This window comes from Bradyrhizobium sp. PMVTL-01 (assembly GCF_051861855.1).
Taxonomy (GTDB): domain Bacteria; phylum Pseudomonadota; class Alphaproteobacteria; order Rhizobiales; family Xanthobacteraceae; genus Bradyrhizobium.
In genome coordinates this window covers 1,479,318-1,492,458 of the sequence record NZ_CP193982.1, presented here as the reverse complement: position 1 = coordinate 1,492,458, position 13,141 = coordinate 1,479,318, and the positions used below count along the sequence as shown (strand labels likewise).

Genomic DNA, 13,141 nt, shown 5'->3' with positions numbered 1-13,141 from the left:
CGCATGGATCAACAATATGGCCACCGAAGAAGTCGATCCCCGCTTTGCCGATCTTGATGCATGGTCGCTGGCCACCGCGATGGAGGCGATGTGGGAGGGCCAGCTTGCGGCCGTCGCAGCGATCGGCCATGCCCTCCCCGCGATCACCGCGGCGACCGAAGCGGCCAAAGCGGCGCTCGACGATCATGGTCGCCTTGTCTATGTCGGCGCCGGCACTTCGGGGCGCGTGGCGGTCCAGGACGGCGCCGAGCTGACGCCGACCTTCGCCTGGCCCAAAGAGCGCGTCCGCTTCGTCGTCGCCGGGGGAGACAGTGCCTTCGTCACCAGCATCGAGGGCGCCGAGGATGACATCGATGATGCGGTTGCGCAGATCAATGCGGCGCGGCTCACAGCGCATGATGTGGTGATTGCGGTCGCCGCCAGCGGGACGACGCCGTTCACGGTCGCGGCGCTGCAGCAGGCAGGCGCCTGCGGGGCCGTGACCATCGGTGTCGCCAACAATCCCGGCACCGCCCTGCTGGCGTCGGCCAGGTTTCCCATCCTGATCGAGACTGGCCGCGAGCTGATCGCCGGCTCCACGCGGATGAAGGCCGGCACTGCGCAGAAGGTCGTGCTCAACCTGATCTCCTCGGGAATCATGCTGCGTCTTGGCCGGGTGTATCGCGGCATGATGGTGAACATGCAGCCGACCAATGCCAAGCTGAAGCGGCGTGCCGAGGCGATGGTGGCGCAAATCGCCGGCTGCGATCCGTCGCACGCGGCACGCTCGCTCGAGCAGGCCGAAGGAGACGTCAAGACGGCAGTCCTTCTGGCGCTGGGCGTCGATAGGGCTGATGCCGAGACCATTCTGAGGGACGGCGACGGTAATCTCCGGCGCGTGTTTGCCGAGCTCGCCAGAGATCGGGACTCGCATCGTGACCGGCATCCCAAGGCACCGCCGGCACGAAAGCAGGGGGGAGCGGCCGAATCGTGACGACATCCGCGATGGCGAGTGAAATCCTGGAAAGCGCCGATACCGTCGCGAAAATCGTTCGTGGTCGTCCAGCCACCCGCGACATCGCGCAGCGAATCGAGATAGGCTCCGCCCCCCTGTGCGTCGTGTGTGGTCGGGGAAGCTCCGGGCATGCCGGAGTTTTCCTGAGATACCTTGTCGAGACGCGGCTTCGCCTTCCCGTTTCAGCGAGTGCTCCCTCGGTGGTCACGGCATTTCGCACACCCTTGATGCTGCGCGATGCGCTGTTCATCGTGATCTCGCAATCCGGGCGCAGCCCGGATCTCGTCGCAGCGACAAGGTCGGCGCGCGCTTCGGGCGCCCGCACCATTGCCATCGTCAATACGACCTCGTCGCCGGTGGCTGACGAAGCGGAGTTCGTCGTTCCGATCGAAGCCGGCCAGGAGCATTCAGTTGCGGCGACAAAGACCGTCATCGGCTCGATGGCCGCCGGTGCCGGACTGGTTGCCGAGCTGGCGCAAGATCGTGCGCTGCGGTCAGCCCTCGACCGGCTGCCCGAGCGCCTGCGCCCTGCGCTGGCGCTCGACTGGTCCGCGATTGCCGATGATCTCGTCGAGGCGTCGGCCGTGTTTGTGGCAGCTCGAGGCCTGGCCCTGGGCTCGGCGAGGGAGATCGCACTCAAGCTTTCGGAAATCCTGCGCCTGCCCTCCATCGGCTTGAGCGCCGCCGAGCTGCAGCATGGGCCACGTGCCGCGCTGTCGTCGCGTACGCCGGTCCTCATGCTGCGCCTCATGGATGAAACTGCGGCCAGCGTGGACGCACTTGCGGAGGAGTTGCGCGAGCAGAAGTTCACGCTGCATCTCTGCGGCGGACCGCATGGCTCGCTGCCCTGGCTGGCCGAGGATGACCCTGCCACCGACGCGATCACCATGCTCGTTCCGGCCTATCGAATGATCGAGCAGGCGGCACGCGCCCGCGGATTTGACCCGGATCGTCCCCCTCGCCTGAGCAAGATCACCGAGACGTTTTGACAGCTGATTGATCGCAGGCCTGGCGAGCAAGCCGGAGCGCCGCGTCTCACCCCTCCACCCGCCACAGCCGCCACCGCTCGGGCACGCCCTTGAGCCGGTGCACGCCGTGATCTCTCAGGCTGATCGCGGACTGCGCCTTCAGCAGCTCCTTCACCGCGCTCGAGACCAGGACTTCGCCGGCGCGCGCCTTGGCGGCGATGCGGGTGCCGATGTGGAAGGCAAGGCCCACCATTTCGCCGCCGCTGATCGTGTACTCGCCGGCGTGCAGACCGACCCGGATCTCGAGGCCCAGCGTCCGCACGGCGTTCTGGATCGCGGTTGCGCAAGTGATGCCGGCGGCGGGTGCCTTGAAGGTCGCCAGCACGCCGTCGCCGGTGGTCACGACCTCCTTGCCGCGCGAGCTCTTCAGCTCCTTGCGGACAGCGGCGTAGTAGTGACCCATCACCTTGGTCCAGCGCGCATCGCCGAGCTTGGCGGCCTTGGCGGTGGAGCCGACGATGTCGACGATCAGGATGGTGGCGAGCGCGTGCTTGAGCTCGGCGGTGCGTGCGGCCGATGGGCGCCGGTTCGCGATGACCCCGGCCAGCGGCTCATAGCGGTGGTTGCGGCGACGCGCGATCGCGGCCTTGACATAGTCCTGGGCGCGCTGCGGCGTGCGGCAGCGGATCGTCTTCTCCTGCGGCACGCGCGCCCAGTAGACCTTTCGCCCGCTGCCTGCGCCATGCACCTCCACGGCGCCCCACTTCAGGAAGATCGTCGTGCCGGCACGCCTGATGCACCACGCTTTCGAGGTGTAGCCGGAGACGTTCGACTGATGGACACCGATGCGAAGGAATTTTGGCATAAACGGGCGGCTGATCGCAGGACCGTCTGGGCATAGTAGGCTTGCTGCGAAGCGTAGTCGTACAATGCGGCATTGGCAACCTCCCCGCAAATAGGAACAGCCTCACCTCACCGCGCATTGACCCGTGCCGGGTCCCACATCGTCCGGCAAACGGCGCCGGCTCGAACTCCGCCCCCTGGACCAGAGCCGGCGCCGTCCGACCTCAAGCAAAGGAGCGCACATGAAAGCGCTTGTTCTGGCAGGCCTCGTTGCGGCTCTCGCCGCTCAATCCTGCGCGTTCGCCCAAGGCGGCACGGGTCCGTCGAGGACCGGCTCCAGCATCGATTCATCCGGCACCGGCGGCACCACGGGCGCGGGAGCCTCGAGCCTCAACACGTCGTCCGACAACAATGGCGGCGGATCCAGCGCGCCGGCGAGATCGACGACCGAACGACCGCGCGACAACGACTCCAGGCAAACCGAAGGAGGCCAGCAGGCGATACCGGGCTCCGGCTCAACCGGAGCGAACCGGAAGTGATCGCCGGCGCCGAACGGCCTTGCCGATCCCTCACCCAGGAAACGCAAACAGCTCGATCGGATCGCTGAAGCCGCGGACGTCGTATTTGCCCACGCGCTCCAGTTCGAATTTCGGCTGCACGAGTTCGGCGAAGTCGCGCGACAGCAGCACGTTGCGCCCAATCTGCTTCGTGAGCGCTTCGAGGCGGGAGGCCATGTTGACGGCGGGACCGATCACGGTGAAATCGAGCCGGCTCGACGATCCGATATTGCCGTACATGACGTCGCCGACATGGACGCCGATGCCGTAGTTAAGCGGCGCGCGGGCGCTGCTCCTGTTGCGCTCATTCAGCGCGGCCATGGCTTCCCTCGCTTCTCTCACGGCATGCAGCAGGTTGGCGCAGGCATCGGGCTGGCTCAGCGGGAAGATGGCGAGCAGGCCGTCGCCGATGAATTTCAGGATCTCGCCGCCATGCCGTGTGATCGGCTCCGACATCGCGTCGAAATAGTCGTTGAGGAGGTCGATGACGTCGTCGCGAGGCCAGTTGTCGGAGATTTTCGTGAAATCGCGCAAATCGCAGATCATGATCGCCGCGCGCACCGTGGTGCCGGTGCCGCGCCGGGTGGCGCCGGCCAGGATCAGCTCGCCGGCATGGGCGCCGACATAGGTCTCCAGCAGCGTTCGCGCCAGGCGGTTCTTGACTCGAATCTCGCTGACCAGCGCCAGCACCGGCAGCAGGTTCTTCAGGGCCGCGATATGCGCGTCCTCGAAGCCGCCGGGCCGGTCGGTAGCGAAAGTGATGAGATGGCGCTTGCCCAGCGTGTGATACAGCGGCCAGGCCACATAGTCAGTCAGACCCTTCTGCCGCATCTCGTCGTAGAGCGCATGCTTGCGGCCGAGCGCGGGGTCGCGTTCGAGGTTCTCCCGCAGCTCGCTCGCGCCGTTCTGCATCTCGTTGGCCGGGCTGCCGATATATTCGGACCGCTCGCGAACGTCGTAGTCGACCAATGCAATCTCCGCCTCGCGCATGCCGTGGGACCACATGAAGCGGGCGCCGAGCCATTGCGGGTGATTGATCAGCATGTGAAGCGTCGATCGCTTGAGCGGGATGCCGGCCTGCTGGAGGCGGATGCACATCTCCGCAAAGATATTGTCGATGAAGCGCTCGTCGCGCGTGCCGTTGGTCAGCCAGTGGACGACGCCGTCGGACAGCGTGGGGGGATTTGGGTGTGGCGCGTTCATATCCTGCCCCTTAGCGGCGGCCTTCATCGAGCAGATATCGTGTGCCGGTACCGCGGCGTCAACCTGGCCAGTTGCACGGATTGTGCGCATCCGAAGGCGGTTGCCGCCTAGCCGACGAGCTGGATCGACGCCAACACCGCCAAGCCTGAAACGAGCGCCAGACCGGACGCCTCGGTCAGCTCGACCTTCAGCGTGCTGCCGTCGGGAACGACGAAACCCTCCCCATTGAGGCGAATGCTGCAAGCGCCGGAGACCGCGTAGACGAGGTGAGTGCCGGGGGGCAACGGGCGCTCGCCCAGTTCCCTCAGGGCGACAAGCTCGATCTCTGCAGCGCCCCGCCGCGCCATCAGGTTCACGACCTCGACGGGACCTTCCTCCAGCACGGTGACGATCTCGAGCTCGCCGGAGAAGCGCACCGTCGTAAAAGGTTCACGCTCGTCGAACTGCTGCGTCGGCGACTTCAGCACCAGTCCGCGCCCCTTGACGACCATCTGCAGGCGGTCGATGCCGGGCATGTGGGAGAACGGACCGGGCGTCACGATCGGCGTGGACGCAAAGCGCCAGAGCAGGCTGTCCCAGTCCTTTACCGGGCTGTCTGCACGATGGGCGCCCGCAATGTCGGTGAGGATGCCGCCGCCGTTCTTCCAGGGCGAACGGGTGTACTGTTCGGGTTTCAGCAGCGTGGTTTTCATGTGTCGGGGTCGTCAGGGAGAAGCATGAACGGATGTATTAGCACATCTCGCAGCCCGGATTGCGCGACAGGAGCTACATCCCGCTCAGGCCGCTATCGATCGCGAGCGTCTGCGCATTGTCGAACTTCGGCATCGCGGCGCGGCAACACAGAATGGGGCCGCGGACGTTGACGTCGTAGATCCTGTTCCACTCTTCGGCCCTGACGTTGTCGAGCCCGGTCTTGCCCGTTGCTCGCAACGCGAGACCAGGCAGGAAGGCGTGGTCTACTTCGTTGCTGGCGCGACCGGGGGGAAACCATGCTAACGTGAGCCTCGCGTCCAACCTTCAGCGAGGCAAGCATGTCCAGCACTGACAAGGTTTTCGCCGGCTCGATTCCGAAAATCTATGACGAGTATCTCGTCCCGCTGATCTTCTCCATCTATGCGCAGGACCTGGCACGGCGCGTTGCGGCCCGCTCTCCTTCCGTGCTGCTCGAGATCGCCGCGGGCACCGGCGCCGTGACGCGCGCCATGGCGACGGCGCTCCCGCCAGGGGTCCGCTACGTCGCGACAGATCTCAACGAGCCCATGCTCGCGGTCGCCGCGCAGCGCCAGGCCGATGATGATCGCATCACCTGGCGGCAGGCGGACGCAATGGCCCTACCCTTCGGCGATGCCGAGTTCGACGTGGTGTGCTGCCAGTTCGGCGCGATGTTCTTCCCAGACCGCGTCAAGGCCTACGGAGAGGTGAAACGAGTCCTGAAGGGCGATGGCACGTTCGTGTTCAATGTCTGGGATCGTATCGAGGACAATGTGCTCACACACGAAGCCACGGTCGCGCTCGCAAAGCTGTTTCCCGACGATCCGCCCCGTTTCATGGTCCGGACGCCGCACGGCTATCACGACAAGGCCGTCATCAGGACCGACCTCGAACGTGCGGGCTTCGGTGACATATCGATCGAAACGCGATCCGAGACCAGCCGCGCGCCGTCGGCCGAATACGTCGCGATCGCGCTCTGCCAGGGCACGCCGCTGCGCAGCGAGATCGAGGCCAGGGACGCCAGCAAGCTTCAGGCTGCAACCGACGTCGTTGCCGAGGCGCTCCGGGCGCGCCATGGCTCCGGGGCGATCGACGGCAAGATCCAGGCGATCGTGATCGAGGCGCGTCGGTAATCGCGAGCTTCGCCGCGCGCGTTACCACCAGCTCCGCTGCATCGGCTGCGTCGATTGATAGTACTGGTACCCGCCGCGCTGCCGGCGCGGGTTGACCGGTTGCGCGTACGGATCGCGCTGCTGGAAGAAGTAGCCGAAGCCGTTGCCGCCATTGTCCCAGCCGTCATCGCTGGCAATGTCCATCGACGGGGCGGTCGGCTTGCGCGTGATGAAGCCGCCCTGGGGATGGTTGCTCAGCACCGCGACGAACTCGGTGCGGTAGTTGGTCTCGCTGCTCAGCGGCTCGTCCGAGATGATGATCGAGGAGCGCGGCAGCGCGGTCGGTCCGATGCGATCCCACACGTCCTGCGGGATGGTGATGCGGTCGAGCGCGGCCTTGGCGTCGTCGCCGCTGTCGATCGTGACCACGCTCCAGCGCAGGCCCGTGTCGGTCCTCGCCATGGCCGTGAAGATGTGCGTGCCGAGCGGCTGGTCGGGATTGCGGATCGTGACGGGGACCTCGATGCTGGTGTCGAACACCTCGCCGCCGCCGTCCGGCGCCGGCTTGTGCGTGTTCCGCCGCACGTAGAGCTTCTGCGTCGCGCGGCTGATATAGACCGAGACCGGCTCCAACGCGAGCTTGGCATCGGTCGCGGCCCTCACCGCGTCGGCCTTCTTCGCCGCAGCCACCTTCGCCGCCTCTTTCGTCGCAGCGACCGCGTCACGCTTCGGCTGCGCCGCAGCCTTGGCGGCGTCCAGTTGCGTCGCCGCATCGGCGGCCTTCGTCGCCGCCTTCTGCTTCAGCTCCTCGGCCTTGACGCGGGCCTGATCGGTCTTTGCATTCGCGAGCGTCTTGTCGGCGAAGGCGAGCTCGGCGTCGGCGCGGGCCTTCTGCTGCTCCAGCTTGCGCAGCAAGGCTGGGAGCGAGGCCGCCTCCTTCGCGGCCGCGGCCGCCGCCTTCTTGGTCTCGTCGGCGGCCCTGGTGGCCTCCTCGGCCTCGGCCGAGAGCTTGTCGGCCCGGCTCGGCACTGCCGCAATGGCCTCCCGCTTCGGCACGAACAGCGAGGGGTGGGTGAAATCGACCGGCGCCGCGTCGTTCGGCGAGATGATCACGCGCATGCCGATGTTGGTCTTGTCGAACAGGTTCTCGGCAAAGCCGAACGGCATGCGCACGCAGCCATGCGAGGCGGCATAGCCCGGCAGCGGGCCGCCATGCAGCGCGATGCCGTTCCAGGTGATCCGCTGCATGTTCGGCATCCAGGCATCGTCATACATGGTCGAGCGGTGGTCCTTGTCCTTCTCGACGATGGCGAAGACGCCGGCTGGCGTCTCGCGCCCGGTGGTGCCGGTCGAGACCGGCGCACGCAGGATCCAGCCGTCGGCGTCGTAGAAGGTGACCTGCTGGCTCTTGATCGACACGATCGCCATGATCGGCTCGCCGGCCTCGCGCTGGGCCACCGCCTCGGCGACCTGACGCGCCTGCTTGGCTGCGGACGCCGGGCCCAGCGTCGCCAATGCGACCATAGCCGCCAGGGTCACAACTCCGGGAGGCCCCCAACGCCGCACCGCCAAGGTGGATTGCGCCGTTGTCATCAGGTTTTTCATGCCATCCTCGGTCGAAATGCCGCCCGCGCGTGCCGGTCAAAATGTCAGTTTGCGATCTCTAAATTAAGAAATCACAGCTGCCATACGTTCCGTCTGTGGCGAGATTCGGCACGTTCCGGCGGCAAATCTCTCATATACGACGGCCCGCACGGGCGGAAGGGCGCTTGCGGCCCAGGCCGGTCCGGAGCTGGCGGTCCACCGCTGCGGCAGAATGTCCACCCCGCCGGGACTGCGGCCGCCCGACCCGTCAAACGCCCAGTGCCTTCCGGTTCAAATTTCGCAGGAAACGCATCGAAAGGGCCCGGACATTCGCGACATTGAGCAGCCAGGCCGCTGCCGCGTAAGCGAGCCCGCCGGCAAGGCTCACCATGGTCAGCGCCACGAAGCCGGTGCCACTGGTCTGCGACCGGGCGAGGAGGATCGCAACCGCCATCGCCGCTGCGGAGACAGCCACGCCGGCGATGCGGGCGGCGTCGAACGGCACGGGATGGGCGCGCTGCATCAGGACGACCGCAACCACGAAGCCGATCGCCTCGGTCGCGAGCGTCGCCAGCGCGGCGCCATAGATCCCGTAGCCTGAAACCAGCGCGAACATCAGCACCACGCTCACCACCAGCGTGAGGAAGGACTGCGCCGCCAGCATGAAGGGACGCTCGGCGAGCTGAAAGCTGATCTGGACGTAGAACTGGTTGGCGATGCCGAGGAAGCGGGCGAGCACCAGGGTCGGCAGCAATGCCGACACGCCGGCGCGGAAATCGACGCCCACGAGCGTGCCCGCAACCTGGTCGGTTGCGAGCGCCAGCCAGACCGCAACGGGTGCGACCACGCCGAGCAGCAGCTCGAGGCTCTCGGTCAGCCGCTCGCGCGTCGTCTCCTTGTTGTTCTCCGACAACGACCGGAACACCAGAGGCACGGTCGCAGCCGCGACGCTGGACGCAATCATCACCATGAACTGGCGCGGCAGGTCGGCGGCAACGCCGAAGATGCCGGCGGCGTCCTTGCCGAGCAGATAGGCGACGATGAGACGGTCGCAGCTCGAGTACAGCGCGACCGAGAGGCCGGCCAGCGTCAGCGGCAGGCCGTAGCGCGCGAGTTGCATGAACTGGCTGTGCTGGAAGCGCGCGATCTTGCAGCGGTCGCCGACGAGATTGAGGATGATGCCCGTGAGCGAGCCGAGGCCGAACGCGGCGAGCAGGCCGAGTCCGCCCCAGCCGAGCCAGATGCCGGCGAGCCCGAAGCCGACACTCGCCACGCTGCGCCCGATCGAGATCGCGGCGAAGCGATAGGGGCGCAGCTTGGCGCGCTCGAACTCCTGCCCGACATCGACCGCATTGGCCATGATCGCAACGAACATGCTGGCAAGCAGCAGCTCGACACTGACATCGCTGCGGAACAGGAACACGAGCGGCGTGGTGGCACAAAGCACTGCGACCGTGAGCCCAAAGGCGACCATCGCCGTGCCGCGAAAATCCACCTCCGCCGACATCGCCTGATAGCGCGACACCGACAGCTTGATCCAGGCAAAGAAGATCGCGCCGAGAATGCCGGCAAGGCTGATACCGACGACATAGACGCCGTATTCCGCCGGGCTCAGGAGCCGCGTGTAGGCGGTGACGGCGAAGAAACCCACCGCCGCCGGCAGGATGTAGGCGGCGAGGTAAATGGAGAAATGGCGGTTCAGCATGCGAGCTCGGGATCGTCGGCGCCTCGAGGATTAACGGAGCGTTAAAGCAGTTGGCCTTTGCTGCGGCCACCGCACTGCGCCGCCAGCGCCGGTCAAGATAGTCGCATAAGCCTGCAAATCGGATCGCGAATGAAACATGTCCGCGGTTATCGCGCGTTAGCGTTAAATTTGCCCTGTCCTTGTAGGAACCGGCGGGATCACAGAAAAGAAGCAACAATATCAAAAGGTCGCCCGACCCATCCGATGCGTGGACGTGACTGACATGGACGTTGCCGAACGAACGCGGGCGCACCCGACTTCCTGGCCGCATGGTGACACTGACGCTCCGCTGGTTCCGGCGGACTTCGGCACGCAAAGGCGCGACAGGATGGTCCTCAACCTCTTCTTCGAAGAGCGGGACGACCGCTGGTTTCCGGGAGATCGGCACCTCCGGCCGCTGCTGCGGCGCGTGGTCAAGGGCGAGTCCTTCATCAGCGGACAGCGGCGTGTCCTGCTCAATCTCTGCGCGGGCCTCGACCGGCTCGGCATCCGCTATCGCGTCAACGACTATCGCTACATCCAGAAGCACCCGGAGGAGCTCGCCTGCATCATCGGGCGGCCGTTCGTCCTCGACTGGTTCAAATGGAAGAACCCGCTCCTGCTCGGCGTCGCCATGTACGATCACCCGGTCGATGCACCGGAGCGCCTGAAGGACCTGCAGGTCAAGCGCGTGCTGGTGCCGTGCAGATGGTACGCCGACATGTTCCGTCCGCACTGGCCCCATGTCGACGCCTGGCCCGTCGGCATCGACACCGACCTGTGGACACCGGCGCCGGCCGACCGCAAGCGCATGGACGTGCTGCTCTATGACAAGGTTCGCTGGGACTACGGGCGATACGAGTCCGAACTGATCGAGCCGATCCGCCGGCATCTCGAGGCCAGCGGCCGCACGGTCGAGGTGATCCGCTACGGGCACTACAAGGAAGACGACTACAAGGCGGCGCTGGCGCGTTGCCGCAGCATGATCTTCCTGTGCGAGCATGAGAGCCAGGGGATCGCCTGCCAGCAGGCGCTGTCGAGCGGCATTCCCGTCTTTGCGTGGGATCGCGGCGGGCCGTGGCAGGATCCGAAATATTTCCCGCACAAGGTGAGGTACGAAGGCGGCGTCTCGTCGGTACCTTATTTCGACGCACGCTGCGGCGCAACCTTTACCGATGCTGCCCGCTTCATCTCCGGCTGGAGCGGGTTCTGGTCGCATGTGAGCGCCGGCGGCTTCGCGCCACGCGACTACGTGACCGAGAATCTGACGCTCGAGAAGGGCGCGCTTCACTATTACGAGATCGCCGAAGCCGTGATGCAGAACCACGCGTGATCAGGCTCGACCGACGCCAATTCCTCCTCGGCAGCGCCGCGACGCTCGCGGCGGGCGTCTCCGCGTCGGCGTTACCGGCCTCGAAGCTCGCCCCGCGCCGTCAGGGCTTTGGTGCAGCGGCCACGCTCTGGGACCTGCAAGCCGATCCCAGGCTCGGCGAAGCCATCAGCACCTATTGCACGCAGGTGGTGCCGGTGCTCGAGCTGAAATGGCCGATGCTGCGGCCGGACGCGCACACCTTTGCCTTCGAGCGCGCCGATTCGATCCTGGACTTCGCGCGGGCGAACGATCTGGCGATGCGCGGACATACGCTCGCCTGGTATCACGACATTCCGGACTGGACCAAGCAGATCAAGGACGCCAAGGGCGTCGAGCGCACCTATCTCGACCACATCGGCACCGTCGTGTCGTATTACAAAGACAAGCTGACGTCATGGGACGTCGTCAACGAGCCGATCCCGGACAATCCAAAGGGGATCACCGACCGACGTGACACGTTCTGGACGCAGCATCTCGGCAAGAGCTGGATTCCGCTGGCCTTCCGCACGGCGGCCGCGGCCGATCCCTTCGTGAAGCTCGCGATCAACGAATACGACATCGAGTCGGTGAAGGACTCCTTCATCGCCAAGCGCGCGGCCTACCGCAACCTCATCATGGAGCTGCTCGACCAGGGCGTTCCGCTGCACGCCGTAGGGCTGCAATCGCATCTGCATGCCGAGCTCGAGATCGACACGCATGGCCTCGCCGAATTCGTCACCGAGCTGCGCACCTGGGGCCTCGAGGTCCTCGTCACCGAGCTCGACGTCGACGACCAGAAGCTGGCGGGTGGTCCCGCGGAGCGCGACGCCATTGTCGCCAAGCGCGTCGACGATCTGCTGACCGCCGTCTCGGCCAGCGGACCGGTGCGCTCGATCCTGACCTGGGGCATCTCGGATCGCTACAGCTGGATCAACGGCACCTTCGCCCGGAAGGACAAGCAGCCGAACCGTCCCTTGCCGCTCGACGGCGAGTTCAAGCCAAAGCCGTTCATGGACGTCATCAGCAAGTTCACGAAGGACGTCTGAAGGCTGGCGTGTCTTGAAGGCTAGCGCGTCTTGAAGGCTAGCGCGTCTTGGGCGCCTCGAACGCTTGTGTGTCCCCGATCTGATCGGGAGCCAGGCTCGGACTGCGCCTGTCAGCCGAGTTTAGCCGGAAGACGTCGCGGACGTCATCGATCGAGGTCGACGAGTAGGACTGAATGCAGAGCGCGACCTGCTCGGGGGACGCGGCGCCCATCATGGCTTCGATCGCCGGGCGATCGAGGCGCGTGTCATCCCAGTGCGAGACAGCGATGCTGTCTTCCGTGACCCGATGGGCCGCCAGATGCTTCGGCGAACCGGCGACGAAGTTTCCGTAAAGCAGATACTCCGAAAACTTCTTCTTCCGGCACAGCGCCAGAGCCCAGCTCAGGCCCGTTGCCGACTTGATGGCATCGGTCATCGCGCGCGCAGTGCCCTTGTCCCAGACCAGCGCGTTGCCGACATAATCGTCGGCCGGGAACGAGCGTTCCTTGACACCGAGAAGCTGATCGACTGTGCGCAGCCACAGCACATGCAGGGGGTGACCGGCGTCGATCCCGTTGCGCGTGACGAAGAGCGGCGTCTTCTCGCCGCCGGCATACCGGCCGACGTCGAATTCGCGGAAGAACAGATTGTCCGAATCCAGGATGCAGACGCGCTGCTCGGGCGCGTTGAGGACGCCGGCGATCTTCAGGATCTGCTGGATGTGCCAGCCGTGCACGGGCGACGACAGCAGCGACAGCCAGACGCGCCGCTTGCTGATGAACTGGAGCGCCGGCGGCAGCGCGAACAGCCATTTCGGCAAGTAACGCGAGGCCGGAACGATGACGCGCTTGTCGGACGCGAAGCGCGCGAACAGCGGGACGTCGTCATCGTTAACGAGAACATAATGCCGCGTGTATCCCGTCAGCCAGGCGTCGATGCTCTCGCTGAGCAGCGAAAAGCGTTCGATATCCTTGGCATAGCTCGCAGTCAGCAGGGCAACGGAATGCATGGGCGCGCTCGGATGGCGATCAGGCCACACTCATAGCCGCACCGCGAGATGCGGGAAACTC

At 65.7% G+C, this 13,141-nt stretch carries 13 protein-coding genes; 5 read left to right on the top strand and 8 right to left on the bottom strand.

Features of this window, described 5'->3' with window-relative positions; all coding sequences use genetic code 11:
• The first annotated feature begins 16 nt into the window (after positions 1-16).
• Together ACRQ5Q_RS07005 and ACRQ5Q_RS07000 are read left to right on the top strand one after the other, a co-directional pair.
• A complete protein-coding gene (locus ACRQ5Q_RS07005) occupies positions 17-973 on the top strand; it encodes an N-acetylmuramic acid 6-phosphate etherase (protein ID WP_439396643.1) in 957 nt (318 codons plus the stop codon).
• Positions 970-1,983 (top strand): SIS domain-containing protein, encoded by a 1,014-nt coding sequence (locus ACRQ5Q_RS07000; RefSeq protein WP_439396641.1) that lies wholly within the window; start codon positions 970-972, stop codon positions 1,981-1,983. The genes ACRQ5Q_RS07005 and ACRQ5Q_RS07000 overlap by 4 nt, the downstream gene beginning before the upstream one ends.
• Before the next feature lie 46 nt (positions 1,984-2,029).
• Here the strand turns inward: ACRQ5Q_RS07000 and ACRQ5Q_RS06995 are convergent, their stop codons facing one another.
• The 5 genes from ACRQ5Q_RS06995 to ACRQ5Q_RS06975 form a co-directional block, all read right to left on the bottom strand.
• Positions 2,030-2,827: an adenylate/guanylate cyclase domain-containing protein gene (locus ACRQ5Q_RS06995; RefSeq protein ID WP_439396639.1), complete on the bottom strand. Its 798-nt coding sequence runs from the start codon at positions 2,825-2,827 to the stop codon at positions 2,030-2,032.
• Positions 2,828-3,091: 264 nt separating this feature from the next.
• Positions 3,092-3,271, bottom strand: coding sequence for a hypothetical protein (locus ACRQ5Q_RS06990; protein ID WP_439396637.1), 180 nt, complete (start codon positions 3,269-3,271; stop codon positions 3,092-3,094).
• Positions 3,272-3,374: 103 nt separating this feature from the next.
• Complete coding sequence (locus tag ACRQ5Q_RS06985) at positions 3,375-4,565, bottom strand: adenylate/guanylate cyclase domain-containing protein (RefSeq protein WP_439373549.1); 1,191 nt, start codon at positions 4,563-4,565, stop codon at positions 3,375-3,377.
• Between the two features lie 107 nt (positions 4,566-4,672).
• Positions 4,673-5,257: a HutD/Ves family protein gene (locus ACRQ5Q_RS06980; RefSeq protein ID WP_439373548.1), complete on the bottom strand. Its 585-nt coding sequence runs from the start codon at positions 5,255-5,257 to the stop codon at positions 4,673-4,675.
• A 73-nt stretch (positions 5,258-5,330) separates the two neighbouring features.
• A complete protein-coding gene (locus ACRQ5Q_RS06975; RefSeq protein ID WP_439373547.1) occupies positions 5,331-5,495 on the bottom strand; it encodes a hypothetical protein in 165 nt (54 codons plus the stop codon).
• 101 nt (positions 5,496-5,596) lie between these two features.
• On the opposite strand from ACRQ5Q_RS06975, the gene ACRQ5Q_RS06970 reads away from it, so the two are divergent.
• The gene (locus ACRQ5Q_RS06970; RefSeq protein ID WP_439373546.1) at positions 5,597-6,409 is read left to right on the top strand and encodes a class I SAM-dependent methyltransferase; all 813 of its coding nucleotides are present in this window, start codon (positions 5,597-5,599) and stop codon (positions 6,407-6,409) included.
• Positions 6,410-6,430: 21 nt separating this feature from the next.
• On the opposite strand, the gene ACRQ5Q_RS06965 is transcribed toward ACRQ5Q_RS06970, so the two are convergent.
• On the bottom strand, positions 6,431-7,993 hold the full coding sequence (locus ACRQ5Q_RS06965) for a L,D-transpeptidase (RefSeq protein ID WP_439373545.1): 1,563 nt from the start codon (positions 7,991-7,993) through the stop codon (positions 6,431-6,433).
• Positions 7,994-8,240: 247 nt separating this feature from the next.
• Entirely contained in the window at positions 8,241-9,677 is a 1,437-nt protein-coding gene (locus ACRQ5Q_RS06960; protein ID WP_439396635.1) for a lipopolysaccharide biosynthesis protein, read from the bottom strand.
• A 262-nt stretch (positions 9,678-9,939) separates the two neighbouring features.
• Here ACRQ5Q_RS06960 and ACRQ5Q_RS06955 point away from each other — a divergent pair, with 262 nt between their 5' ends.
• The gene (locus ACRQ5Q_RS06955; RefSeq protein WP_439399702.1) at positions 9,940-11,028 is read left to right on the top strand and encodes a glycosyltransferase; all 1,089 of its coding nucleotides are present in this window, start codon (positions 9,940-9,942) and stop codon (positions 11,026-11,028) included.
• Positions 11,025-12,092 carry an endo-1,4-beta-xylanase gene (locus ACRQ5Q_RS06950; protein WP_439396633.1) on the top strand — a complete coding sequence of 356 codons (1,068 nt, stop codon included), beginning with the start codon at positions 11,025-11,027 and terminating at the stop codon, positions 12,090-12,092. The genes ACRQ5Q_RS06955 and ACRQ5Q_RS06950 overlap by 4 nt, the downstream gene beginning before the upstream one ends.
• Positions 12,093-12,129: 37 nt before the next feature.
• Here the strand turns inward: ACRQ5Q_RS06950 and ACRQ5Q_RS06945 are convergent, their stop codons facing one another.
• The gene (locus ACRQ5Q_RS06945) at positions 12,130-13,080 is read right to left on the bottom strand and encodes a DUF6492 family protein (protein WP_439373543.1); all 951 of its coding nucleotides are present in this window, start codon (positions 13,078-13,080) and stop codon (positions 12,130-12,132) included.
• Between the last annotated feature and the right edge of the window lie 61 nt (positions 13,081-13,141).

What these genes read in the sequence shown, in the direction of transcription:
- ACRQ5Q_RS07005 (WP_439396643.1), top strand. Translation starts at nt 17, where the DNA reads ATGGCCACCGAAGAAGTCGATCCCCGCTTTGCCGATCTTGATGCATGG.
- ACRQ5Q_RS06995 (WP_439396639.1), bottom strand. Translation starts at nt 2,827, where the DNA reads ATGCCAAAATTCCTTCGCATCGGTGTCCATCAGTCGAACGTCTCCGGC.
- ACRQ5Q_RS06985 (WP_439373549.1), bottom strand. Translation starts at nt 4,565, where the DNA reads ATGAACGCGCCACACCCAAATCCCCCCACGCTGTCCGACGGCGTCGTC.
- ACRQ5Q_RS06980 (WP_439373548.1), bottom strand. Translation starts at nt 5,257, where the DNA reads ATGAAAACCACGCTGCTGAAACCCGAACAGTACACCCGTTCGCCCTGG.
- ACRQ5Q_RS06970 (WP_439373546.1), top strand. Translation starts at nt 5,597, where the DNA reads ATGTCCAGCACTGACAAGGTTTTCGCCGGCTCGATTCCGAAAATCTAT.
- ACRQ5Q_RS06965 (WP_439373545.1), bottom strand. Translation starts at nt 7,993, where the DNA reads ATGAAAAACCTGATGACAACGGCGCAATCCACCTTGGCGGTGCGGCGT.
- ACRQ5Q_RS06960 (WP_439396635.1), bottom strand. Translation starts at nt 9,677, where the DNA reads ATGCTGAACCGCCATTTCTCCATTTACCTCGCCGCCTACATCCTGCCG.
- ACRQ5Q_RS06955 (WP_439399702.1), top strand. Translation starts at nt 9,940, where the DNA reads ATGGACGTTGCCGAACGAACGCGGGCGCACCCGACTTCCTGGCCGCAT.
- ACRQ5Q_RS06945 (WP_439373543.1), bottom strand. Translation starts at nt 13,080, where the DNA reads ATGCATTCCGTTGCCCTGCTGACTGCGAGCTATGCCAAGGATATCGAA.